At 71.0% G+C, this 23,900-nt stretch carries 23 protein-coding genes and 1 pseudogene; 7 read left to right on the plus strand and 17 right to left on the minus strand.

Annotated features, from left to right (window positions below):
* Nucleotides 1-32 precede the first annotated feature (32 nt).
* The gene (locus ABZ818_RS19365; RefSeq protein WP_361415842.1) at nt 33-614 is read left to right on the plus strand and encodes a VanZ family protein; all 582 of its coding nucleotides are present in this window, start codon (nt 33-35) and stop codon (nt 612-614) included.
* A 65-nt stretch (nt 615-679) separates the two neighbouring features.
* On the plus strand, nt 680-880 hold the full coding sequence (locus tag ABZ818_RS19370; RefSeq protein ID WP_141359063.1) for a PspC domain-containing protein: 201 nt from the start codon (nt 680-682) through the stop codon (nt 878-880).
* 117 nt (nt 881-997) lie between these two features.
* Here the strand turns inward: ABZ818_RS19370 and ABZ818_RS19375 are convergent, their stop codons facing one another.
* From ABZ818_RS19375 to ABZ818_RS19385, 3 genes and pseudogenes are all read right to left on the minus strand, one after another.
* Nucleotides 998-1,351 (minus strand): ATP-binding protein, encoded by a 354-nt coding sequence (locus tag ABZ818_RS19375; protein ID WP_361415843.1) that lies wholly within the window; start codon nt 1,349-1,351, stop codon nt 998-1,000.
* 128 nt (nt 1,352-1,479) lie between these two features.
* Nucleotides 1,480-2,643, minus strand: a complete 1,164-nt coding sequence (locus ABZ818_RS19380) for an adenosine deaminase (protein WP_361415845.1) — start codon at nt 2,641-2,643, stop codon at nt 1,480-1,482.
* A 158-nt stretch (nt 2,644-2,801) separates the two neighbouring features.
* A pseudogene (locus tag ABZ818_RS19385) lies at nt 2,802-3,146 on the minus strand (transposase); the annotation flags it as partial.
* A 103-nt stretch (nt 3,147-3,249) separates the two neighbouring features.
* On the opposite strand from ABZ818_RS19385, the gene ABZ818_RS19390 reads away from it, so the two are divergent.
* Entirely contained in the window at nt 3,250-4,011 is a 762-nt protein-coding gene (locus ABZ818_RS19390; RefSeq protein ID WP_361415847.1) for an alpha/beta hydrolase, read from the plus strand.
* A gap of 12 nt (nt 4,012-4,023) precedes the next feature.
* On the opposite strand, the gene ABZ818_RS19395 is transcribed toward ABZ818_RS19390, so the two are convergent.
* Nucleotides 4,024-4,977 carry a LysR substrate-binding domain-containing protein gene (locus ABZ818_RS19395; protein WP_361415849.1) on the minus strand — a complete coding sequence of 318 codons (954 nt, stop codon included), beginning with the start codon at nt 4,975-4,977 and terminating at the stop codon, nt 4,024-4,026.
* 62 nt (nt 4,978-5,039) lie between these two features.
* Here ABZ818_RS19395 and ABZ818_RS19400 point away from each other — a divergent pair, with 62 nt between their 5' ends.
* Nucleotides 5,040-6,314: an MFS transporter gene (locus ABZ818_RS19400; protein ID WP_361415851.1), complete on the plus strand. Its 1,275-nt coding sequence runs from the start codon at nt 5,040-5,042 to the stop codon at nt 6,312-6,314.
* Between the two features lie 448 nt (nt 6,315-6,762).
* A complete protein-coding gene (locus tag ABZ818_RS19405) occupies nt 6,763-7,779 on the plus strand; it encodes a sigma-70 family RNA polymerase sigma factor (protein ID WP_361416016.1) in 1,017 nt (338 codons plus the stop codon).
* Here the strand turns inward: ABZ818_RS19405 and ABZ818_RS19410 are convergent.
* Entirely contained in the window at nt 7,663-8,049 is a 387-nt protein-coding gene (locus ABZ818_RS19410; protein WP_361415853.1) for an STAS domain-containing protein, read from the minus strand. The two genes, ABZ818_RS19405 and ABZ818_RS19410, sit on opposite strands and share 117 nt — an antisense overlap.
* Nucleotides 8,050-8,182: 133 nt before the next feature.
* Here ABZ818_RS19410 and ABZ818_RS19415 point away from each other — a divergent pair, with 133 nt between their 5' ends.
* Nucleotides 8,183-9,103, plus strand: coding sequence for an AEC family transporter (locus tag ABZ818_RS19415; protein WP_361415855.1), 921 nt, complete (start codon nt 8,183-8,185; stop codon nt 9,101-9,103).
* A 3-nt stretch (nt 9,104-9,106) separates the two neighbouring features.
* Here the strand turns inward: ABZ818_RS19415 and ABZ818_RS19420 are convergent, their stop codons facing one another.
* From ABZ818_RS19420 to ABZ818_RS19450, 7 genes are all read right to left on the minus strand, one after another.
* On the minus strand, nt 9,107-9,694 hold the full coding sequence (locus tag ABZ818_RS19420; RefSeq protein WP_361415857.1) for a Uma2 family endonuclease: 588 nt from the start codon (nt 9,692-9,694) through the stop codon (nt 9,107-9,109).
* Nucleotides 9,695-9,789: 95 nt separating this feature from the next.
* Entirely contained in the window at nt 9,790-11,073 is a 1,284-nt protein-coding gene (locus ABZ818_RS19425; protein WP_361415859.1) for a thymidine phosphorylase, read from the minus strand.
* Nucleotides 11,074-11,152: 79 nt separating this feature from the next.
* Nucleotides 11,153-11,554 (minus strand): cytidine deaminase, encoded by a 402-nt coding sequence (locus ABZ818_RS19430; RefSeq protein ID WP_361415861.1) that lies wholly within the window; start codon nt 11,552-11,554, stop codon nt 11,153-11,155.
* Nucleotides 11,551-12,813, minus strand: coding sequence for an ABC transporter permease (locus tag ABZ818_RS19435; protein WP_361415863.1), 1,263 nt, complete (start codon nt 12,811-12,813; stop codon nt 11,551-11,553). Before ABZ818_RS19435 ends, ABZ818_RS19430 begins: the two co-directional genes overlap by 4 nt.
* Complete coding sequence (locus ABZ818_RS19440; protein ID WP_361415865.1) at nt 12,813-13,940, minus strand: ABC transporter permease; 1,128 nt, start codon at nt 13,938-13,940, stop codon at nt 12,813-12,815. The genes ABZ818_RS19435 and ABZ818_RS19440 overlap by 1 nt, the downstream gene beginning before the upstream one ends.
* Entirely contained in the window at nt 13,937-15,523 is a 1,587-nt protein-coding gene (locus tag ABZ818_RS19445) for an ABC transporter ATP-binding protein (RefSeq protein WP_361416018.1), read from the minus strand. Before ABZ818_RS19445 ends, ABZ818_RS19440 begins: the two co-directional genes overlap by 4 nt.
* Before the next feature lie 224 nt (nt 15,524-15,747).
* Entirely contained in the window at nt 15,748-16,803 is a 1,056-nt protein-coding gene (locus ABZ818_RS19450; protein ID WP_361415867.1) for a BMP family ABC transporter substrate-binding protein, read from the minus strand.
* 336 nt (nt 16,804-17,139) lie between these two features.
* Between ABZ818_RS19450 and ABZ818_RS19455 the strand changes: the two genes are divergently transcribed.
* Nucleotides 17,140-17,484: a hypothetical protein gene (locus tag ABZ818_RS19455; protein WP_361415869.1), complete on the plus strand. Its 345-nt coding sequence runs from the start codon at nt 17,140-17,142 to the stop codon at nt 17,482-17,484.
* Nucleotides 17,485-17,600: 116 nt separating this feature from the next.
* Here ABZ818_RS19455 and ABZ818_RS19460 read toward each other — a convergent pair whose 3' ends face one another.
* The 5 genes from ABZ818_RS19460 to ABZ818_RS19480 form a co-directional block, all read right to left on the minus strand.
* Nucleotides 17,601-18,653, minus strand: coding sequence for a BMP family ABC transporter substrate-binding protein (locus tag ABZ818_RS19460; RefSeq protein ID WP_361415871.1), 1,053 nt, complete (start codon nt 18,651-18,653; stop codon nt 17,601-17,603).
* Nucleotides 18,654-18,931: 278 nt separating this feature from the next.
* Complete coding sequence (locus tag ABZ818_RS19465; protein WP_361415873.1) at nt 18,932-20,167, minus strand: amidohydrolase; 1,236 nt, start codon at nt 20,165-20,167, stop codon at nt 18,932-18,934.
* A 341-nt stretch (nt 20,168-20,508) separates the two neighbouring features.
* On the minus strand, nt 20,509-21,606 hold the full coding sequence (locus ABZ818_RS19470; protein ID WP_361415875.1) for a hypothetical protein: 1,098 nt from the start codon (nt 21,604-21,606) through the stop codon (nt 20,509-20,511).
* Between the two features lie 34 nt (nt 21,607-21,640).
* The gene (locus ABZ818_RS19475) at nt 21,641-22,579 is read right to left on the minus strand and encodes an N-acetylneuraminate synthase family protein (protein ID WP_361415877.1); all 939 of its coding nucleotides are present in this window, start codon (nt 22,577-22,579) and stop codon (nt 21,641-21,643) included.
* A gap of 14 nt (nt 22,580-22,593) precedes the next feature.
* Nucleotides 22,594-23,880, minus strand: coding sequence for an acylneuraminate cytidylyltransferase (locus ABZ818_RS19480; protein ID WP_361415879.1), 1,287 nt, complete (start codon nt 23,878-23,880; stop codon nt 22,594-22,596).
* Nucleotides 23,881-23,900 lie beyond the last annotated feature (20 nt).

Below are 23,900 nucleotides of genomic sequence, written 5' to 3' on the forward strand. Positions count from 1 at the left end.
CCGATCGTGCCGGGGGCCGCGTCTTGGGTGGCGTGCAGCGTCAAGGCTCCATCCGCGGCAGCGCCGCGATCCACGTCCGCGTGACAGGGGGTGTCCTCCTCGTCGCCCACCTCGCGCTCGTCGCCTGGCTCACGCTGCGTCCGCTGGACGTCCCCTGGGTGACGCCGCCCAATCTGCGTCCGCTCGCCACCATCCGGGCCGACCTGGCGCTGGGCTGGCCCGAGGCGGCCCGGCGCATCGGCGAGGGACTGGCACTGCTCGCGCCGCTGGGCGTACTGCTGCCGATGACGCACGGCAGCCTCCGCGTCTCTCCACTCGGGTCCCTGTTCCGCACGGTCGCCGCGGGCTCCCTGGTCTCGCTGGGCATCGCCCTGCTGCAGACCGGCGTACCGGGCCGGGTGGTGGACGTCGACACACTCCTGCTGAACACCGCGGGCGTGGCCCTCGCCCACCTCGCGGTCGTACCCGCGGGCCGCTCCCGCCTCCGCCGCGGGGCGGAGCGCCGGAATCGGCCGGCCCCGCGCCGGGAGGACCCGCCTCAGGGTCGCACCCCGACGATTCCCAGGGTCGGCCTCGCCCCGTGGAGCGACGCTCTGCCCCCTTCGTCTCCGTAACGTGGAAGACGGACGGGGCAGCCGACGGGGCGGCCCCGCACCGACAGCTCACGAAGGAGTCGACCATGACCGCCCTGGCCCGCCCGACCCACGGCCGCGTGCTCGGCGGAGTGTGCGCTGCGCTGGCTCGGCGCTTCGGCACCTCCGCGACGACGATGCGCGTGATCTTCCTGCTGTCCTGCCTGCTGCCGGGCCCGCAGTTCCTGGTCTACATCGCGCTGTGGATCCTGCTGCCCTCGGAGGAGACGGCCGGCAGCGCGTGGTGAAAGCCGCGCACGCGGAGACGGCGACGCGGTGACACGCTGAAACGACGGCACGGCTGGGGCGCACCCTGGAACCAGGAGGTGCGCCCCAGCCGTACCGCTGTCCGGGGAGCGGTCGGCTCAGCCCAGCGGCAGCCCGTTCACCGGCAGGCCGTGGGTGGGCAGGCCCTGCACCGGCAGTCCGCCGAGCAGACCGGCGACCGGCTTGGTCGGGCCGTTCTGGAGCAGGCCCTGGGTGGCCGGCTGCGCGGCCGCGAGACCCGTCTGCACCGCGGGCTTGGCCTGGTTCAGCGCCTGACCGGCGCCGGGCAGCGACTTGGTGACGTTCTCCGTCGGGAGCGCCTTGCTGACGGTGCCGAGTGCCTGGCCGGCGTCCGGAACGGCCGGCGCGGCGTTCGCGGCGCCCGCGCCGGCGGCGGCGAAGGCGGCCCCGAGAGCGGCGACACCGAGGGACTTGGCGGCAGACTGCTTCATGAAAACGCGTCCTTGGGTGGAAGACAGGGAACTGAGCGGTCCACGACCGTAAACATGCCGAGCCGTCCGCCGCAAACATCGAAATACGGACGGAATATGCGCCCCGGATGTGTTCCCGTATCCGCCGATCAGCCTTCCGAAGCCGAGAAACCCCTGGTGGACGCGGTCTGCTGAAACAGCCATTCGGATTTCAGCGCCGCAAATCCCGGCTTGATCACGTCATTGATCATCGCCAGTCGTTCATCGAAAGGAATGAATGCTGATTTCATCGCATTGACGGAGAACCACTGCATGTCGTCGAGCGTGTATCCGAATGCCTCGACCAGCTGCTCGAACTCCCTGCTCATGCTGGTGTGGGACATCAGGCGGTTGTCCGTGTTGACCGTGGCCCGGAAGTGGAGCCGGCGCAGCAGCCCGATCGGATGCTCGGCGTACGAGGGCGCCGCCCCGGTCTGCAGGTTGGAACTCGGGCACAGCTCCAGCGGGATGCGCTTGTCGCGGACGTAGGAGGCCAGCCGCCCCAGTTCGACCGTGCCGTCCTCGCCGACCTGGATGTCGTCGATGATGCGCACCCCGTGGCCCAGCCGGTCCGCGCCGCACCACTGCAGCGCCTGCCAGATGGACGGCAGCCCGAAGGCCTCGCCGGCGTGGATCGTGAAGTGGTTGTTCTCCCGCTTCAGGTATTCGAAGGCGTCCAGGTGCCGGGTGGGCGGGTAGCCGGCCTCCGCGCCGGCGATGTCGAAGCCCACGACGCCCGAGTCCCGGTAGCTGTTGGCGAGTTCGGCGATCTCCAGGGAGCGGGCCGCGTGCCGCATCGCGGTCAGCAGGACGCCGACCCGGATCCGGTGACCGTTCTCCAGGGCGGTCCGCTCGCCCTCGCGGAAGCCCTCGTTGACGGCCTCGACGACCTCCTCCAGGCTCAGCCCGCCCTCCAGGTGCTGCTCGGGGGCGTAGCGCACCTCGGCGTAGACGACGCCGTCCTCGGCGAGGTCCTCGGCGCACTCGCGGGCGACCCGGACGAGGGCGTCGCGGGTCTGCATCACGGCGACGGTGTGCGAGAACGTCTCCAAGTACCGTTCCAGGGAGCCGGAGTCGGCGGCCTCCCGGAACCACAGGCCCAGCTTGTCCGGGTCGGTCTCGGGAAGCAGGGAGTAGCCCGTCGTACGGGCCAGGTCGACGACGGTTCCCGGGCGGAGCCCGCCGTCGAGGTGGTCGTGGAGCAGAACCTTGGGCGCCCGGCGGATCTGGTCCGAGCTCGGGGTGTTCCCCTGGTCGGCAGTCTGGCTCGTCATTTCCGCACTGTAACTCCTACGCGCGTAGATCATCGCGTGTACACATCCGTCGATATGTAACGGTGACCGCCCGGACGGGTGGCGTACACGGGTGCTTCTGACACTGTTCTGTCGTGACTCCACCCACGCGTGAACGCGCGGGCTCCCTGCAACGGTGGCTAGGCCACGTCGCAGAGGACCAGCCCGGCCCTGTTGAGGACGTTCGTCGCGCCGACGCGGTCAGCGTTGGCGGTGAAGCCGCACGCCGTGCACTGGAACTTCGCCTGGGTGACGCGGTTCTCCTTCGCGACATGCCCGCATGCGGGGCACGTGCGGGAGGTGTTGCGGGCATCCACTCCGATCACGAGGCGACCGGCACTTTCAGCCTTGTTCGCCAGGATCGTCAGGAACTGCCCCCAGCCCGCGTCCAGGATGCTGCGGTTGAGCCCGGGCTTCGCGGCGGCGCCGTTCGGCAGGAAGGCGCCGGGCGCTTCGGGGTCGGGCCTGGGCGCTGGCGCCTTTGACGGTGACTCATGTTCCAGGTTGGATGCCACGCTGCTCCGCAGCACAATCGCGGAGTCGATTCCCCAACCGGCCGAAGCCGGCGGTCCGCTCGAAAGGAATCTGATGGCACACCAAGCGACGCCGGTTCGCACGGCCCGGCTGGGGAGGACGCTCGGCCCGGAGCCGGCGGCGGTGGGCGGAGCGGTGCTGCTGCTCCCGGGCGGCCAGGAGGTCTCCACCCGCAGACCCTCGCCGGTGCTGGCGGCCGCCTCGGTGCGCACGCTGGGGCGTCGGCTGGCCCGCGCGGGGCGCGAGGAGGGCCTGGCCGTGCACGTGGTGCACTACCGCTACCGCGGCTGGAACGGCGCCGAGGCGCATCCGGCCCGCGATGCGGCCTGGGCCGTCGAGGAGGTCGTCCGGTGCTACGGGGACGTGCCGGTCTGCCTGGCCGGTCTCGACATGGGCGGCCGGGCCGCGCTGCACGCCGCCGGGCACGAGACCGTCAACTCCGTGGTGGCCATCGCCCCTTGGCTGCCCGAGGCCGACATGGCGGCCTCGCCCGAACCGGTCAGGCAGCTCGCCGGGCGCCGGGTGCTGATCGTGCACGGCACGAACGACGAACGGACCGATCCCGAGCTGTCCTTCCGGTTCGCAGAGCGGGCGAAGAAGGCGAACCGGGACGTGTGCCGGTTCGAAGTGCACGCCGACAGGCACGGGTTGCGCCAGTACCGGGACGAAGTCCTCGCGCTCACCACCGACTTCGTCATGGGCTCCCTCTTCGGGCGGGTGTTCTCGCGGCCGGTGCAGGACGCGCTGGCGGCTCCGCCGCCGCTGGGCCTGCGGATGCCGCTGGCGGCCGGGTTCGGGAAGACCCTGCGGCGGTAGGGCCGCCCGCCGTCAGGTGGGGAGCAGGCTGCCGCGCTTGGCGAGCAGGAACTTCTTGAACGCCGCCACCGGCGGGGTGTCCGGGTGGCCCTCCAGCCAGGCCACGCCGATCTCCCGCACCGCGCGCGGGGCCGTCACCGTCAGCTCGACGACTCCGGGCCGGGGGAAGGCCGGCGGGGGCAGCAGGGCGACCCCGAGGCCCGCGGCGACCAGGCCGCGCAGGGTCTCGGCCTCCTCGCCCTCGAAGGCGATGCGCGGCTTGAAGCCGGCCTCCCGGCACAGGGCGTCGGTGATGCGGCGCAGGCCGTAGCCGGGTTCCAGGGTCACGAAGGACTCCTCGGCGGCCTCGGCCAGGCGGATGCGGCGGCGGGCGGCGAGCCGGTGGTCGACGGGGACGACCAGGCGCAGCTTCTGCTCGTCGAGACGGCGGGCGACCAGGTCGGGGGCGTCCGGCACGGGGGACGTCAGGCAGAGGTCGAGCTCGCCCGCCCGCAGCCCCTCCAGCATGGCCTCGCCGTAGTTCTGCACCAGGCTGAAGCGGACGCGGGGATGGTCGGCCCGGAAGGCGTGGATGAGGCCGGGCACGGTCTCGGCGCCCATGGTGTGCAGGAAGCCGAAGGCGACCTTGCCGGTGGCCGGGTCGGCGTCGGCGCGCACCTCCTCGGCGGCGCGCTCGATCTCGGCGAGGGCGCGTTGCACGGAGGCGAGGAACGTGCGGCCGGCGGGGGTCAGGGAGACCGTGCGGCCCCGGCGGGCGAAGAGGTCGACGCCGAGGTCCTGCTCCAGCCGGACCATGGCCCGCGAGAGCGTCGACTGCGGGACCTGCATCTCCTGCGCGGCCCGGGTGACGTGCTCGGTGCGGGCCACGCCGGCGAAGTGCGCCAGGCGGGGCGCGAGCAACGCGACGATGTCTTCTGTGTCACCGGTCTGTGACAGACGCGGCTGCGACCTCGGCTGATGCACCATGGGAACGATTATGCCGAGTCCATGCATTGGACGGATGAGTACGGGCTTTCTACGGTCACCGTATGACTCCCGCCGATACCGGGGCGCTCACCACCGTGGGCGCCGTCGCCTCAGTCCCCGACTCCGACTCCCGTATGGCCCCGGGCGGCCCCGGCTACCGCCGGATGAGCCTCGCCCTCTTCCTCGCGGGTGTCGCCACCTTCGCGCTGCTGTACTCCACGCAGGCCCTGCTGCCGCTGATCTCCGGCGAGTTCCACGTGGCGGCGAGCGACGCGAGCTGGACGGTGGCCGCCGCGACGGGCGGCCTGGCGCTGTTCGTGCTCCCGGCGAGCGCGCTGTCGGAGCGTTTCGGGCGGCGTACGGTCATGACGGCCTCGCTGGCGGTCGCGGTGGTCGTCGGGCTGCTGGTGCCGTTCGCGCCGTCGCTGGGCGCGCTGGTGGTGCTGCGGGCGCTCCAGGGCGCGGCCCTCGCGGGGCTGCCGGCCTCGGCGCAGGCGTATCTGGCGGAGGAGGTCCGGCCCCGGGCCCTGGTCACGGCGATCGGCCTGTTCGTGGCCGGCAACAGCGTGGGCGGCATGAGCGGCCGGGTCATCACCGGCTGGGTCGCCCAGGAGTGGGGCTGGCGGGTGGCGGTCGGGGTGATCGGGGTGATCGCGGTGGGCTGCGCGGTGGCCTTCCGCCTGCTGCTTCCGGCGCCCCGGCACTTCCGGGCGGGCTCGCTGCGCCCGCGGGTGCTGGCGCGCTCGGTCCGCGACCACCTCTCCGATCCGCTGCTGCGCCGCCTGTACGCGATCGGCGCGCTGTTCATGACGGTGTTCGGCGGGGTCTACACGGTGATCGGCTACCGCCTGACCGAGGCGCCGTTCTCCCTGCCGCAGGGCATCGTCGGCTCGATCTTCCTGGTGTACCTGGTGGGCACGGTGTCCGCGTCGACGGCGGGGCGGCTGGTGGGCCGCCTGGGCCGCCGGGGCGCCCTGTACCTGGCGGGCGCCACGACGGCGGCGGGTCTGCTGGTGTCCCTGGTGGACTCGGTCGCACTGGTCCTGCTGGGCCTGGTCCTGATCACCGCGGGCTTCTTCGCCGGTCACGCGGTCGCCTCCTCGGCGGTCAGCCGGACGGCCACGCACGGCCGCGCCCAGGCCTCGGCGCTCTACCAGTCCGCCTACTACGTCGGCTCCAGCGTGGGCAGCACGGTGGGCGCCGTGGCCTTCCACGCGCAGGGCTGGGCGGGAACGGTCGGGGTCGGACTGCTGGCCGTCCTGGGCGTCGTGGCGATCACGGTGCTCGGCTCGCGGGCGGCCAGGGTCGCGGCGCGGCGCGAGCCGGTGCCGGCATAGCCGCGCCGGCCGCCGGGCCACTCACCCACGGCGGGAGCCGGGAGCCGGACCGCTCGGCCACACCGGGCGCCGGGAGCCGGGCCACTCAGCCACGGCGGGCTCCGGGCTCCAGGCTCCAGGCTCCAGGCTCCAGTGCCGGCGTAGCCGCGCCGGACGCCTGCCTGTAGGCCGACGTCGGCGCCTCCAGCGCCTCCGGCGCCGTCATCGTGGGCGAAGGTGACGCGAGGGCCCCGACGGGGTCGACGCCCCGTCGGGGAGCTGCTCGCCCGCGCCCGGAGGGCCGTCCGGGACGCCGGCGCCCACGGCGGCGGGCCCGTGGCCGCGCGCCACCCTCCCGACCTGCGGGTTCTTCCGCTCCAGCGGCCGTTGTCAGTGGGCTGCGGTAGCTTCCGAGGTGCTGGGCGTGACGACGCGCACCGGACGGGACGGCCACAGGGGCGGGTGGACGATGGGAAACGGCACGACGGCGACGGCGGAGCTCGACGAGCGGCTGGAGGAGTACCGGGTCGAGCTGACCGGTTACTGCTACCGCATGCTCGGCTCGAGCTTCGAGGCGGAGGACGCGGTCCAGGACACCCTCGTGCGTGCCTGGCGGAGCTACGACAAGTTCGAGGGGCGCTCCAGCCTGCGCTCGTGGCTCTACCGCATCGCGACGAACGTCTGCCTGGACATGCTGGCGGCGGGCAGCAAGCGGGCCCGGCCGATGGACCTGACCGAGTCCACGCCGCTGGCCCGCGCGGCGCTGTCCCCGCGCCCGGACCACACCTGGCTGGAGCCGGTGCCGGACGCCCGTGTGCTGCCGGCGGTCGAGGATCCGGCCGAGGCGGCCGTCACCAAGGAGTCGGTGCGGCTCGCCTTCATGGCCGCCTTGCAGCAGCTGCCGCCCAAGCAGCGGGCCGTGCTGATCCTGCGCGAGGTGCTGGCCTGGCGGGCAAGCGAGGTCGCCGAGCTGCTGGGCACGTCGGTCGCGTCGGTCAACAGCGCCTTGCAGCGGGCGCGCGCCACGCTCGCCGAGCGGGGCGACAAGGCCGCCGAGGCGGCGGTGTCGGACCCGCTGGACGAGGCCCAGCAACGGCTCCTGGAGCGCTATGTTAAGGCCTTCGAGGGGTACGACATGGCGGAGCTGACCGCGTTGCTGCACGAGGACGCGGTGATGACGATGCCGCCGTTCGACCTGTGGCTGACGGGCCCGTCGGACATCACGGGCTTCATGACGACGCTGGGCGCGGCCTGCGCGGGCTCCCGGCTGCTGCCGGTGCGGGCCAACGGGCTGCCGGGCTTCGCCCAGTACAAGCCGGACCCGGAGAAGGGCGGCTTCACCGCGTGGGCGGTGCAGGTCCTGGAGACGTCAGAGGGCCGGATCACCGGGTTCCACTGCTTCCTCGACACCCAGCGGTGGTTCCCGTTGTTCGGGTTGCCGCTCCAGCTCGAAGGAGAGGCCGACCAGGCGGAGGAGGCCGTCTAGCGCCAGGTCGGGGTCGCGCAGCCGTATGCGGCCGCCGGCCCGCCGGGCGGTGAGCTGGAGCCGCGCGAGCAGGTCGACCACGCCGAGTCCCGGCGGTCCGAGACCCCCGACGTCGCACACGACGACTTCGGTCCGGGTGTCCTCCAGCAGGGCCCGCACGTCCGCGCACAGCCCCACCACCTCCTCCCGGGTGACGGGGCCGGCGAGCACGAGCACGGCAGGTGTCCTGGCATCCACGATCTGTAGACCGTGCGACCGGGCACAACTCATCGCGGACCGGGGGCCACAGGCCCGCCGAAGATCACATTGACCCGCTCCCGCCCTCCCCGGAGGGTGGCCGTATGCCCCACGGATCGCCACCGCCCTGGATACCCGACGGCCTTCTGCCCGCGAGGGAGGCCGTGTGCGGGGGGTGCTGAGCGGGTTCGCGGTCATCGCGGTGGTGATCGGCGTCGGCTATGTGATCGGGCGCCGCGGCTCCCTCGGCGACCAGGGCCGCGAGGTGCTGACCAGGCTGGCCTTCCACGTGGCGTCCCCCGCCCTGTTGTTCACGACGCTCGCGCGGGCCGACCTGTCGGTGGTCTTCTCCAGCCGGCTGCTGGTGACGGCGATGAGCACGGCCGCGGCGGCGGGCGTCTTCGTGGCGTTCGGCGCGGTGCGGCGCTGGGGCGTGGGCCGCACCACGATCGGTGCGCTGTGCTCCAGCTACGTCAACTCCGGCAACCTCGGCATCCCGATCGCCGTGTACGTCCTGGGCGACGCGTCCCTGGTGGCCCCGGTCCTACTGTTCCAGCAGATCATGGTCACGCCCATCGCGCTGACGGTGCTCGACCTCTCCGGGTCGGGCGGGAGTGGCTCCCTGTGGCGGCGCCTGCTCACCCCGCTGCGCAACCCCATCGCGGTGGGCTCCCTGAGCGGGGTCCTGGTCTCGGCCACCGGCCTGCGGGTGCCCGGCCCGGTCATGGACCCGATCACCCTGATCGGCAACATGTCGGTCCCGGCCGTCCTGCTGGCCTACGGCATCTCCCTGCGCGGCAGCGCGGCCCCCGGCCGCGGCCGCGATCGCCACCTGGTGCTGCTCGCCGTCGCCCTCAAGTCGGCGGGCCAGCCATTGGCGGCCTGGGCCCTGGCGGCGGGCGTCTTCGGCCTGAGCGGGGCACCTCTGCTGGACGTCGTGGTGACCTCGGCCCTGCCCGCCGCCCAGAACCTGTTCACCTACGCGAGCCGCTACCGCGTCGGCGAGTCCCTGGCCCGCGAGTCCATCCTGCTGTCGACGATCCTGTCGGTGCCGACGCTGGTGCTGGTCGCGGCACTGCTGGGCTGACCGTCAGCCGCAGGGGAACATGCCGGTGTCGAGAATCAGTTTGAACGGCTCGGGGAGCTTCAGCTCCTCGCCGTACTCGACTGATGCGAGTACCCGATACGTGCCCTTCTGCGGCTCGCCATAGAGCGTCGCCGTGGGACGACCCGACTGACAGGGATCCAGGAGAAGGTAGAACGGCACGCCTCCCACGGCGTAACCGTGGGCTTTCTTGATGCGGTCGTGATTGGCGTTGCTCCGCGACGTGACCTCGACAACCAGTTCCGCCTCGCCGACATGCACCCGCCTTCCGCGGCGCAGGGCGGCCCTGGGTACGACGCACAGATCAGGGAAGAACAGGCCGCCCGTCTCCGGGCATGTCAGCCCGAGCGTCTGGTAGACGCCCCAGTCGCAGTTGGGCGGAAGCGCGCCGTACAGGCGTTCGTGAAGCAGTTCAGCGGTGTCGTTGTCCTCTTCGGACGGCGGAGGTGACACGGTGATGATCCCCTCGATGATCTCCACCTTGCTGCCCTCAGGCCACTCCATCTCCTCCCAGAACCGGACGAGGTCGTCCCAGCCCTGCTCGGGGTCATGGCTGACGGTGAGTGCGCTCATGGCGGTCTCCTATCGGTGCGTCACCGATCCCAGCATGCCGAACGGGACCGGTGGAGGTCCACCGATCCCGTTCACCCGGAAGAGGAAAGCGCAGGTCAGGCGATACGTTCCAGCACCACCGGCGAGGCGGTGAAGTCCGTGCCGGGCGCCGCGACGTCGTACGAACCCTCGACCGACTGGAGCGCGTACTCGAAGCGCTCGGGGGTGTCCGTGTGGAGGGTCAGCAGGGGCTGGCCCTCCGTCACCCGGTCGCCGGGCTTGGCGTGCAGCTCGACGCCCGCGGCCGCCTGGACCGGGTCCTCCTTGCGGGCGCGGCCGGCGCCCAGGCGCCAGGCGGCGACACCGACGCCGTAGGCGTCGAGGCGGGTCAGGACGCCGGAGGACGGGGCCGTGATCACGTGCTGTTCCCTGGAGGTGGGCAGGGGGGCGTCGGGGTCGCCGCCCTGGGCCGCGATCATGCGGCGCCAGACGTCCATCGCGGAGCCGTCGGCCAGGGCCTTCGCCGGGTCCGCGTCCCTCAGGTCGGCCGCGTCCAGCATCTCGCGCGCCAGGGCCAGGGTCAGTTCGACCACGTCCGCGGGGCCGCCGCCGGCCAGGACCTCGACCGACTCGCGGACCTCCAGCGCGTTGCCCGCCGTCAGGCCGAGCGGGGTCGACATGTCGGTCAGGAGCGCGACCGTCCGCACGCCGTGGTCGGTGCCCAGGCCGACCATCGTGGAGGCCAGCTCACGGGCGTCGTCGAGCGTCTTCATGAAGGCGCCGGTGCCCACCTTCACGTCGAGGACCAGCGAGCCCGTGCCCTCGGCGATCTTCTTGGACATGATGGAGGAGGCGATCAGCGGGATCGCCTCGACCGTGCCGGTCACGTCGCGCAGGGCGTACAGCTTCTTGTCCGCGGGCGCCAGGCCGTCGCCCGCCGCGCAGATCACCGCGCCGACGCCGTCCAGTACGGACAGCATCTCCTCGTTGGACAGCAACGCCCGCCAGCCGGGGATCGACTCCAGCTTGTCCAGCGTGCCGCCGGTGTGGCCGAGGCCGCGGCCCGAAAGCTGCGGGACGGCCGCGCCGCAGGCCGCGACCAGCGGGGCCAGCGGCAGCGTGATCTTGTCACCGACGCCGCCCGTCGAGTGCTTGTCCGCGGTGGGGCGGGACAGGGAGGAGAAGTCCATGCGCTCGCCGGAGGCGATCATCGCCGCGGTCCAGCGGGCGATCTCCTCGCGGTTCATGCCGTTGAGGAGGATGGCCATCGCGAGCGCGGACATCTGCTCGTCGGCGACCTCCCCGCGGGTGTACGCGTCGATCACCCAGTCGATCTGCTCGCCGCTGAGCTCGCCGCGGTCCCGCTTGGTGCGGATGACGGAGATGGCGTCCATGGCCATGGGGTTCGGTTCCTTCCGGGGTGCGAAGGGGGCGGGCGGCCCGCCTGGCCCCAAGGGGTTCAGGAGGGCCGCCCGGGTGTCACTTGGTGAGGTGGTCCGGCCCGAAGGCCTGCGGCAGCATCTCGGACAGCGGCAGGATCCCCGCCGGGGTCTCCAGGATCAGGGCCGGCCCGCCGAACTCGTACAGCAGCTGGCGGCAGCGCCCGCACGGGACGAGGATCTCGCCCCTGCCGTCCACGCACGTGAAGTGCGTCAGCCGGCCGCCCCCGGTGTTCGCGAGCTGCGAGACCAGTCCGCACTCGGCGCACAGGCCGAGTCCGTAGGAGGCGTTCTCGACGTTGCAGCCGGTGACGATCCGGCCGTCGTCGGCCAGGGCGGCGGCACCGACCGGGTAGTTCGAGTAGGGGACGTACGCACGGGTCATCGCCGCGCGCGCCTCCTGCCGCAGCGCTTCCCAGTCGACCGTCGCGTCCGAGCTCACTTGCCCTGTCCCTTCCGGTACGGCTGACCGTCCGCCTTCGGCATCCGCAGGTGCTGTGCCGACAGCGACAGCACCAGCAGGGTGACGATGTACGGCGTGGCGGTCACGACCTGCTTGGGCACCTCGTTGGTGCCGAGGTACCAGGCGAACATCAGAGCCGAGACCACGGCGGTGGTGACGGCGGGCACCAGCTTCTTCTTCCACACCAGGTATGCCGCGCCGAACACCAGCAGGATCGCAAGCAGCAGGATCAGCGCGTGCACGTTGGTCGTGCCGCCGCGCAGGTTCAGGCTGTCGGTGTAGCCGAACAGGCCGGCGCCGAGGGCGAGGCCGCCCGGCATCCAGTTGCCGAAGATCATCGCGGCGAGACCGATGTAGCCGCGGCCGGCGGTCTGGCCGTCGAGGTAGACGTTCGAGGCCACGATGGACAGGAACGCGCCGCCCAGACCGGCGAAGCCGCCGGAGATGATCACGGCGATGTACTTGTACTTGTAGACGTTGACGCCGAGCGACTCGGCGGCCACCGGGTTCTCGCCGCAGGAGCGCAGCCGCAGCCCGAAGGCGGTGCGCCACAGCACCCACCAGGACAGCGGTACGAGGGCGACCGCGACGACGGTCAGCGGCGACAGGTTGGTGATCAGACCGCCGAGCAGGCCGGCGACGTCGGAGACCAGGAACCAGTGCTTGCCGTTGAGGGTGGCCAGCCAACTGGACAGTCCCGGGATGTCGAAGGTGCCGAGCGAGTCGATCGGCGGGGACTGCTTGGAGGAGCCCTGGGGGGCGTGCTCGAAGGTGAACTTCGACAGGTAGCGGGTGGTGCCGAGGGCCAGGATGTTGATCGCCACACCGGAGACGATGTGGTTGACGTTGAAGGTCACCGTGGCGATGGCATGCAGGACGGCGCCGAGCGCGCCGCCGATGATGCCGAAGACGACACCGGCCCAGGGACCCCACTGGTAGCCGGCCCAGGCACCGAACCAGGTGCCGAGGATCATCATGCCCTCGAGGCCGATGTTGACGACGCCGGACCGCTCGGCCCACAGACCGCCGAGGCCGGCGAGGCCGATCGGGACGGCCAGGCGCAGCGCGGTGGACATCTGGCCGGTCGAGGTGATGCCGTGCGCGCCGGTGACGAGGCGGACGACCGAGGTCAGTACCAGCACGCCCGCGATGATCAGCAGGAGCACGGGGAGGGAGACACGGCGGCTGCCCTTGCCGGGCTGCTTGGCCTGGGGCTTGGCGATGGTCGCGGTGGACATCAGGCCGCCACCTCCTTCTTCTGGACGTTGTTCTGGGCGGCGGCCGCGGCCAGCTCGGCGCCGACCTGCTTCTGCTGGCGGCGCAGGCCCCACTGGCGTACGGCCTCGTAGGAGATGACGACCGCGAAGACGATCAGGCCCTGCATGATGGTGGCGATCTCCTTCTCGTACGCCACGGGGGTGGCGTAGTCGAGGGCGGGAGAGGCCTTGTCGAGGAAGGCGATCAGGAGGGCGGCGAAGGCGATGCCGACCGGGTTGTTGCGGCCGAGCAGGGCGATGGTGATGCCGGTGAAGCCGAGGCCGGTCGGGAAGCTCAGGCTGTAGGTGTGGGCGTCGCCGAGCAGCAGCGGCAGGCCGGACAGGCCCGCGACCCCGCCGGAGATCAGCATGGCGGTGAGCACCATCTTCTTGGCGTCCACGCCGGAGGCCGCGGCGGCGCTCGCGGACTCGCCGGTGGCGCGCAGGTCGAAGCCGAAGCGGGTGCGGTTGAGCACGATCCAGTAGACGACGCCCATGGCGACGGCGAGGAAGACCAGGCCGTAGATCTGGCCGACGTCCGAGCCGAGGTCGATGCCCGAGACCCAGCCGGACTCCTTCATGATGCCGGTCGTCATGTTGTTGCCGACCTGCACACCCCAGACGTCCTTCAGGGTGAGGTAGCCGATGAGGCTGGTGGCGATGGCGTTGAGCATGATCGTGGCGACGACCTCGCTCACGCCCCGGGTGACCTTCAGCAGGCCCGCGATGCCGGCCCAGAAGGCGCCGGTGAGCATGCCGACGAGCAGCAGCGTCGGTATCTGGAGGAAGGACGGCAGGGCCAGGTGGGCGCCGACGACGGCGGTCATCATCGCGGCGAGCCGGTACTGGCCGTCGACGCCGATGTTGAACAGGTTCATGCGGAAGCCGACCGCCACCGCGAGCGCCGCCAGGTAGTACATCGACGCCTGGTTGATGATCAGCACCTGGACGTCGGAGAACGACGCCTGCTCGAGCATCAGCGTGTACGGCTCGATCGGGCTCTTGCCCGAGGCGATCAGCACGACCGAGGTCAGCAGGATCGCCGCGACGAGCGCGATGACCGGGCCGGCCACCGCGAGGAGCACCCGCTCCTTGTCGAACTTCTTCATCGGGCCTCGTCCTCCGGACCGGCGGTGGTTTCGGTGTGTTCCAGGTGGCCGGTCGCGGCACCCGTCATGGCCGAGCCCAGCTCCTCGGGGGTGATGGTGGCCGGGTCGGCGTCGGCGACCAGCCGGCCGTTGTAGATCACCCGCAGGGTGTCGGACAGACCGATCAGCTCGTCCAGGTCGGCGGAGATCAGCAGCACGGCCAGGCCCTCGCGGCGGGCGTCCCGGATGTGGTCCCAGATCGCGGCCTGCGCGCCGACGTCCACACCGCGGGTGGGGTGGGCGGCGATGAGGAACTTGGGGCTGTGGCTCATCTCACGGCCGACGATCAGCTTCTGCTGGTTGCCGCCGGACAGGGAGGCGGCGGTGACGTCGATGCCGGGGGTGCGGACGTCGTACTCCTCGACGATCCGGCGGGTGTCCTCCTGGGCGCCCTTGGGGTCGAGCCAGAAGCCCTTGGCGTTGGGGCGCTCGGTGACGTGGCCGAGGATGCGGTTCTCCCACAGCGGGGCCTCCAGCAGGAGCCCGTGCCGGTGGCGGTCCTCGGGGATGTAGCCGACGCCGGACTCCCGGCGCCTGCGGGTGGGCCAGGAGGTGACGTCCTCGCCGAGGAGGGTGATCGTGCCCGTGTCGGCCTGCTTGAGGCCGATGAGGGCTTCGATCAGCTCACTCTGGCCGTTGCCCTCGACGCCCGCGAGGCCGAGGACCTCGCCGGCGTGGATGGTGAAGCTGATGTCGTCGAGGACGGCCCGGCCGCCCTCGGCCTCCAGCCGCAGCTCGTCGACGGTGAGGACGGCGCGGTCGGTGACCGTGGACTCGGCGGTCTCCGGGGTGGGCAGTTCGCTGCCGACCATCATCTCGGCGAGCTGGCGCGAGGTGGTCTCGGCGGGGACGGCCGTGCCCACGGTGGTGCCGCGGCGGATGACGGTGATGTCGTCCGCGACCGACAGGACCTCGCCCAGCTTGTGGGAGATGAAGATGACGGACAGGCCCTCGGCCTTCAGGTCGCGCAGGTTGTCGAAGAGCGCGTCGACCTCCTGCGGGACGAGCACGGCGGTCGGCTCGTCGAGGATGAGGGTGCGGGCGCCCCGGTAGAGGACCTTGAGGATCTCCACGCGCTGGCGGTCGGCGACACCGAGGTTCTCGACCAGGGCGTCCGGGCGGATACCGAGGCCGTAGCGGTCGGAGATCTCCTTGATCTTCCTGCGGGCGGCGCCGCCGATGCCGTACAGCTTCTCGCTGCCGAGGGCGACGTTCTCGAGCACGGTCAGGTTGTCGGCCAGCATGAAGTGCTGGTGGACCATGCCGATGCCGCGGGCGATGGCGTCGGCGGGGCTGCCGAAGCTCACCTGCTCGCCGTCGACCGCGATGGTGCCCTCGTCCGGCTTCTGCATACCGTAGAGGATCTTCATCAGGGTGGACTTGCCGGCGCCGTTCTCGCCGACGAGGGCGTGTACGGTTCCCTTACGGACCGTCAGGCGGATGTCGTGGTTGGCCACGACTCCGGGAAACCGTTTGGTGATGCCCGCGAGCTCTACCGCGATGGTCGGCTGGGCGGTGAGCGGAGGGCTGCTGGACGCGTCGATGGCGACTCTCCTTGGGGAAAGGGGCCGCTCTACGCGCGTAGCGCCCCTGCTTTAAATAGTGCCCGGACCTGATCGACCTTGATTTGTCCTCGATCCGTTCCGAGCATTCTGCCGCGTGAACGGGGTGGGAGTCGCTGTGCGCTTCCACACCCCGTTCCGCCGCCGTGACACTGCCGCCGCAGCGTCGTTCAGGCCATCCCTATGACAGGCCCGCGACCGTTCGGTCAGGAGTCCTTGACCGTGATCGAGCCGCTCTTGATGCCTTCCTCGGCCTTCTTGATCGCGGCCTGGAGGTCGGCGTTGTTCTTGAAGACGGGGTTGGAGTCGGAAAGGCTCACACCACCGTTGTCAAGGGAGCCGCGGATCTCACCGGTCAGCGGCTTGCCGTCCTTGACCGACTTGGCGAGCTCGTAGACCGCGCCCGAGACGTTCTTCAAGGCCGAGGTCAGGATGTAGTCCTTGTACTTCGACAGGGAGCTCTGCTCGTACTGGTCGGAGTCGACGCCGATCGCCCACACCTTGTGCGCGGCGGCGGCCTTGATGACACCCTGACCGGACAGGCCGGCCGCGTGGTAGACGACGTCGGCACCCGCGTCGATCTGACCGTTGGTGGCGCTCTCACCCTTGTCGGGGCTGGAGAAACCGCCCTCCTGCGGGGTCTGCGTCAGATACTGCTTCTCGATCTTGATCTTCGGGTTGACCGACTGCACACCCTGGACGAAGCCCGCCTCGAACTTGTGGATCAGCGGGATGTCCACACCACCGATGAAGCCGACGTGGTTCTTCTTGGTGGTCTTGGCCGCCGCGACACCGGCGAGGTACGAGGCCTGCTCCTCATGGAAGACCATGTCGGCCACGTTGTCGGCCTTGACGGTGTTGTCGTCGATGATGCCGAAGGTGGTCTTCGGGAACTTGGCGGCGACCTCCTTGATCGCCGGGCCGTACACGAAGCCGACACCGATCACCGGGTTGTAGCCCGCCTTGGCGAGGGTCTCCAGGCGCTGCACCTTGTCAGCGTCCGCCTCGCCGTCCTGCGGCTCGACGTCGCGGCCGCCGATGCCGAGGTCCTTTTCAGCCTTCTGCAGACCGGCATACGCTGCGTCGTTGAAGGACTGGTCGCCCTTGCCACCGATGTCGTAGGCAAGGCCTATACCCTTGCTCTTGCCATCGCCCGAGGACGAGTTGGACGAACTGGTCGAGCTGCCGCCACAGGCGGATACGGTGACAGCGAGGGCTGCGGCTGCGACACCTGCAACCGTGATACGGGACACCCGGCGCATGGAACGAGACTCCTTCGTGCAAGCGCCCAATCCAGGCGCTGGTTCCGCCGCAGCGTAACGCGCGTAGACAAGCCAGAGAACCCCACCTTGCCAGAGTGTTATGCGACCGTTTCGAACCCCTCTGAACGCGCGCCCGCCGTCCACGACGGGATAGCACACACGGAGAAACCTGGACCTCCCTACGGCGGGCCACCTACCAATGCCCAGGGCGACCAAGATCCCCCCCCCCCCCAAGATCGATCTTTCACACTCGGCCGCATGACAGGCTCATGATCGAAATGCGTATCTCCGCCGGTCACACCAACCTGCGGGATCCCATTCCAATAGGGGAGGATCATGAAACTCAAGAAGCTTGCAGCCGTGACAGCCGGCGTCGGGGTCGCTCTGACGACCACCGTCTTCGGTCTGGCGACGCCAGCCATGGCCCTGTCGACCTGCTCCACGTCGATATCCAAGGACGGCACCACCGGCTACGGCAAGTGCACCGGCGGCGACACCGCCTTCACTAGGCACAGGGTCTTGGCCGTGTGCGTCAGCCCGCACGGAACGAAGTTCAACGTCAATGGCAACTGGGCCAACACCCGCAAGGGCGAGACATCCAAGGCGGTGTGCGCCACCGACGGCGGGTACTCCGGCACCGGCGTACTCTCGCTGAAGATCCAGACGGACGAGCCCATTTAATCCGTGCCGAGGAACCTGCCTGCGTTACGCAGGCAGGTTCCTCGGCACGGAAGCGCCCCGGCCGGTTCCCTTCCGTCCGGGGCCTTCCCGTCAGCGCTGCGGGTCCGACGACGCGGTCACTGGGTGTTGACGGTGACCTTGCCGTCGATGATGTCCTGCTTGGCCTTGTCGACGGCGGCGACGACGTCCTTCATGGCCTGGTACTTCGGGTTGGAGTCGGCGAAGCCCACACCGCCCGACTTCAGGTCGCCGCGCACCTCACCGGACAGCGGCTTACCGTCGACGACGGACTTGGCCAGCTCGTAGACCGCGCCGCCGACGTTCTTCAGGGCCGAGCCGAGGATCCAGTCCTTGTACTTGGCCAGGGAGCTCTGCTCGTACTGGTCGGAGTCGACGCCGATCGCCCACACCTTGTGCGCGGCGGCGGCCTTGATGACACCCTGACCGGACAGGCCGGCCGCGTGGTAGACGACGTCGACGCCGGCGTCGATCTGACCGTTGGTGGCGCTCTCACCCTTGTCGGGGCTGGAGAAACCGCCCTCCTGCGGGGTCTGCGTCAGATACTGCTTCTCGATCTTGATCTTCGGGTTGACCGACTTGGCACCCTGGACGAACCCCGCCTCGAACTTGTGGATCAGCGGGATGTCCACACCACCGATGAAGCCGACGTGGTTCTTCTTGGTGGTCTTGGCCGCCGCGACACCCGCCAGGTACGAGGCCTGCTCCTCGTGGAAGACCATGTCGGCGACGTTGTCGGCCTTGGCGGTGTTGTCGTCGATGATGCCGAAGGTCGTCTTCGGGAACTTGGGCGCGACCTCCTTGACCGCCGGGCCGTACACGAAGCCGACCCCGATGATCGGGTTGTAGCCGGCCTTGGCGAGCTGTTCGAGGCGCTGCACCTTGTCGGCGTCGGACTCGTTGTCGTTCGGCTCGACGTCCCGGCCGCCGATCTTGAACTCGCTCTCGGCCTTCTGGAAACCGGAGAAGGCGGCGTCGTTGAAGGACTGGTCGCCCTTGCCGCCGATGTCGTACGCCAGACCGATGCCCTTGCCCGAGTACGCGCCGGAGCCACCGGTCGAGCTGCTGTCGGCCTTGTCGGAGCCGCCGGCCGAATCGCTGCTGGACTTGCCGCACCCGGCGGCCGCGAGCGCGATGACCGCTACGGTCACCGCGGCTTGGGAGAATCTCGACCTCGATGAGTTCAGACGCACAGCAAGCACCCCTTCTTGCCCACGGCACCGTCGCCGGCCCGTTTTACCCATGTGCCGCCTCTGGTGGCGATTCCGGCGCACAGTAACGCGCGTAGAGGCGGAGGGAAACGGGGTTCATCCCGGCCGTTACCGAACCGTGCCGACAGCGGACGACCTTCGCGTGCCCGGCGGTCGCGGACGGGTGGCACGCCGGAGGGAGGGGGCGCCGGACGGGCGCCCCCTCCCTCCGGCCGGGATCAGCGCGTCGGGTGCAGCAGGGCGGCGGCGGTGAACAGCTCCACGCCCACCCTGATGGCGGACTCGTCGGCGTCGAAGTCCCCCTGGTGCAGGTCGCGCACGGTCCGCTCACCCGGGGTGCGTACCCCGAGCCGGGCCATCGCGCCGGGCACGTGCTCCAGGTACCAGGAGAAGTCCTCGCCGCCGAGGCTCTGCTCGGTGTCCTCCACGTCGGCGGCGCCGCGCCGGGCGATCATGGCGTCGCGCAGCAGTTCGGTCACCACCGGTTCGTTGACGACCGGCGGCACCCCCCGCACGTAGTTGATCTCGGACTTGGCCTTGTGCAGGTTGGCGACCTCGTCGATCGCGGCGACCACGATGTCGGGTGCCTGCCGCCAGGCGTTGATGTCCAGGCAGCGGACCGTCCCGGCGAGTTCGGCGTGCTGCGGGACCACGTTCGGGGCGTGCCCGGACTCGATCCGCCCCCAGGTCACGGCGAGCCCGGCGCGGGTGTCGACCCGCCGGCCGACGAGCGCGGGCACGTCGGTGACGACCCGGGCGACGGCGGTGACGAGGTCCGTCGTCAGGTGCGGGCGCGCGGTGTGCCCGCCGGGACCGTCCAGCGAGACCTCCAGCCGGTCGCAGGCGGAGGTGATGGGTCCCTGACGCAGTCCGATCCGGCCGGCGTCGACCCGGGGGTCGCAGTGCACGGCGACGATCCGGCCCACTCCCTCCAGCGCGCCGCTCTTGATGACCTCGGCGGCGCCGCCGGGCAGCACCTCCTCGGCGGGTTGGAAGATCAGCCGCACGGGCCGCGGCAGCAGCCCCTGCCGGTGCAGGTCCGCGAGGACCAGTCCGGCGCCGAGGGCGACGGTGGTGTGCACGTCGTGTCCGCAGGCGTGGGCGCGGTCGGGCACGGTGGAGCGGTACGGGACCTCGCTCTTGGTGTCGGGGATGGGCAAAGCGTCGATGTCGGCGCGCAGGGCGAGCACGGCCGGCCCCCCGCCTCCGGGGTCGCCGCCGATGTCGCAGACGAGACCGGTCCCGGTCGGGAGCACCCGCGGTGCCAGCCCGGCCTTCTCCAGCCGCTCCTTGATCGCGGCGGTGGTACGGAACTCCTGGTTGCCGAGCTCGGGGTGCATGTGCAGGTCGCGCCGGAAGGCGACGAGCTCGGCGTACAGCTCCTCCGGCAACGTGCCGGGAAGGGTGTCCGCCGTGGCATCAGCGGGGAGATCGGCCTCGGACTCTGGGGACATCAGTTGCTTCACCCTCTGAAGGGTAGGACGCCGGGGTGGTCAACTGACCCTCGATCAACAAAAGTTCAACCCCTTAGGGGAAGAAAAAGTGGCCGCCCGGCGCATACGTATCGGCTGAGATGGGTAAACTCGCCCGCCTTCGCCGGCCGAGCGGATCACGGGGCTCCGGAAGCGTGGCTTGCGTCACACCTCTGGCACCCCGCCCCATTTGTTCTTTTCTCAACGGATACCACGTCGCACCGGAACCACGCCCGAGATGTTCACCTGTCGGACGTCATCCGGACCATTCCCGCACCCCGCCGGGACTCCTCGGGACCGCCCAGGAAAGTCCCGGCGGGCGCTCAGCCGGCCTGGGCCGTACGGGCGAGGCGGTGCACGTCCCGGGCGGTGCCCGTCACCCCCGACAGGAAGCCCTGGGCCCGCGGGGAGGCGTGCGCCGTCAGCCAGCTCGGATCGATGTCGCAGACGGTGACGCGCACCTCGGTGCCGGCCAGGGCGAGCGGCAGGGTGTGGACGACGGTGGAGGGGAAGCTGAGGATCGTGCGGCCGATCGGGCCCCGGCGGGCGATCAGCTCCAGGGGCAGTTCGGGGCGGACGATCTGCAGGCCCGTCTCCACGGCCAGGCGGTGCAGCTTCTCGGCGCTCTCGCGCCGGTGGGCGAAGTAGCGGGTCGCCCCGTGCGTCCTGGCCAGTGCCCGTACGGCGTCCACGTACCGGTCGGCGTCGACGACGCCCGTCTCCACCAGTGATGTGCCGACCAGGTCGGCGCTCGTGGTGACGCTGGGCGGGCCGAAGCGGTCGCGGGTCCAGGCGAAGCGGTTCGCGGTGACGGTCACACCCCGCGGGGTCTCGTCGATCGGCATGGACGAGAACACCTCCACCCGGCGCTCCCCGCGAGGGGTGAGCCGGCGCCGGGCGACGGCCGACACCGGGCCGAGGACGAGGTCCCGCGGGCCGCGGCGGCCGCCCTTGCGGTGCCAGCGCACCAGCCGCTCCCCGCGGGCGAGCTGGCCGACGAACTCCATCGTCGCCGTGCCGTCGTCCACGACCACGAGGTCCCGCGCCTTGGTGATCGTCAGCAGCAGCTGCACATACCGCGAGAACGGGTCCCCCATCACGACCCGCTCGACCCGCCGGAGCGGCCCGGCCAGGCCTCCGATGGTCCGTAGCGGCGCCCCGGCGCCGCCCCGCGCCTCCTCCCACCGCACCTCGTGGCCCTCGTCGCGGGCCAGCTGGGCCATCCGCCGCAGCTGACCGCGGCTCATCGGATCGGTCGGCGACAGCACGACGAGGGTGATCCCGGCCTCCGGGCGGGCGCCGGGAGCGGTCCCGCCCGGATCGGGGGCGCGGTCGGTGGTGTGGCCGCGGGCGTGAGCCCATTCCAGCACGTTCAGCAGTTGTACCGGGCTCTCGACGAAGGCGAGGGTGTGGGGGCTCATCGGCGCGGGACCGTCCGTGTTAAGGGGCTGGGGCTCACACCGCGACCGGCTCGCCCGCCGCCGCGGCGATCTCCGCCTCGGCGACGACGCCGGTGACGCGGCGCAGCTTCTTCATCGGGCCGAGCTCGGAGTCGTAGACCTTCTTGACGCCGTCGCCGAGGGAGGCCTCGATCGTGCGGATGTCGCGGACCAGGCGCTGCAGGCCCTGCGGCTCCACGGAGGCGGCCTGGTCGGAGCCCCACATGGCGCGGTCCAGGGTGATGTGGCGCTCGACGAAGACGGCGCCCAGGGCGACCGCGGCCAGCGTGGTCTGCAGGCCCGTCTCGTGGCCGGAGTAGCCGATCGGGACGTTCGGGTACTCCTTCTCCAGGGTGTTGATCACGCGCAGGTTCAGCTCCTCGGCCTTCGCCGGGTACGTCGACGTGGCGTGGCACAGCAGGATGTTGTCCGAGCCCAGCACCTCCACCGCGTGGCGTATCTGCTTGGGCGTGGACATGCCGGTGGAGAGGATGATCGTGCGGCCCGTCGCGCGCAGGGCGCGCAGCAGCTCGTCGTCCGTCAAGGAGGCGGAGGCCACCTTGTGGGCCGGCACGTCGAACTTCTCCAGGAAGGCGACGGCCTCGGTGTCCCACGGGGAGGCGAACCAGGCGATGCCCTTCTCGCGGCAGTACTCGTCGATCCGGCGGTACTCGTCCTCACCGAACTCCACGCGGTGGCGGTAGTCGATGTAGGTCATCCGGCCCCAGGGGGTGTCGCGCTCGATGTCCCACTGGTCGCGCGGGGTGCAGATCTCGGGCGTGCGCTTCTGGAACTTCACGGCGTCGCAGCCGGCCTCGGCGGCCGCGTCGATCAGCTTGAAGGCGTTCTCGATGTCGCCGTTGTGGTTGATGCCGATCTCACCGGTGACGTAGACCGGGCGGCCGGGGCCGGCCTCGCGCGAACCGAAGGTGCGGATGCGGGAGTTGGTGCTCATGGCAGGAATCGTCCTTACTTGGTGAGGGAATCGAGAGAGGGGCCGAGGATCCAGCTGGCGATCTCTCGGATCGCGCCGTCGCCGCCGGGGACGGTGGTGACCGCGCGTGCGGCGCCGCGTACGACGTCGTGGGCGCTCGCGACCGCCACGGGCCATCCCACGAGGGAGAAGCACGGGAGGTCGTTGACGTCGTTGCCGACGTAGAGCACGCGCTCGGGCGCGATGCCCTGCTCCTCGCACCACTGCTTCAGCGCGAGGTCCTTGCGGTCGATGCCGTGCAGCACCGGAAGCCTGAGCTTCCGGGCGCGGGCGGCGACGACCGGGTTCTGTTCCGTGGACAGGATCAGCATCGTCAGGCCGCTGTCGCGCAGCGCCGCGATGCCGAGGCCGTCCCCGCGGTGCACGGAGACGAACTCCCGTCCGTCGGAGTCGATCAGCACCCTGTCGTCGGTCTGGGTGCCGTCGAAGTCGAGTACGACCGCGTCCACGTCGGCGGCGGTGGGCAGGGCCCCCGGCCGGTTGGCGTCGAACAGCGGTGCCAGCGCGCGCGCCCGCGCCAGGTCGTGCGGGTCGTCGATCTCCAGCACCCGCGCCGGGTCGGTGCGGACGAGCTCCGTACGACCGAAGAAGCGGTGCTGGTGCGTACGGAACCCGGGCGCCGACATGGCGTAGGCGGCGCCGGTCTCCAGCAGGTCCTGGGGGCGGTCCTGGCGGCGCGGGCGGAAGGACTTGTCGTGGTTGACGCCGTAACCGCCCTCGGTGGCCGGGGACTCGGCGGCGACCGTGTCCGACGGCGCGCCGGCGGTCACCGGGTCGTCCGCGGCGTCCCGCCACACGAAGCCGTGGAAGGGCGCCACGGTCACCGCGGTGTCGGCGCCGTCCTCGACGACCGCGCCCGCGACCCCGTCGACGTCCTCGCTCCGCAGGAACGGACTGGTGCACTGCACGAGCAGCACCACGTCCACCGGGGCGCCGTGCAGTGCCTCGTGCGCGTCCATGGCGTGCAGCACGGCGGCCTCGGAGGTGGCGGTGTCACCGGCGATGGCGGCCGGCCGCAGCACCACCTCGGCGCCGGCCTGGCGGGCGGCGGCCGCGATGGCCTGGTCGTCGGTGGAGACCACCACGTCGGTCACCAGCCGGGCCGCCCGGCACTCGCGCACGGCACGGGCGACCAGCGGGACACCGCCGACGGGGGCGAGGTTCTTCGCGGGTACGCCCTTGGAGCCGCCGCGCGCGGGTATCACCGCGAGCACGCGGCGCGCCGGGGCGCCGGATCCCGCGTCCGGGTGGGCGTCGGTCATGGGCTGCACTCCTTGGTGTG

Source organism: Streptomyces sp. NPDC047453, from assembly GCF_040643155.1.
GTDB lineage: Bacteria > Actinomycetota > Actinomycetes > Streptomycetales > Streptomycetaceae > Streptomyces.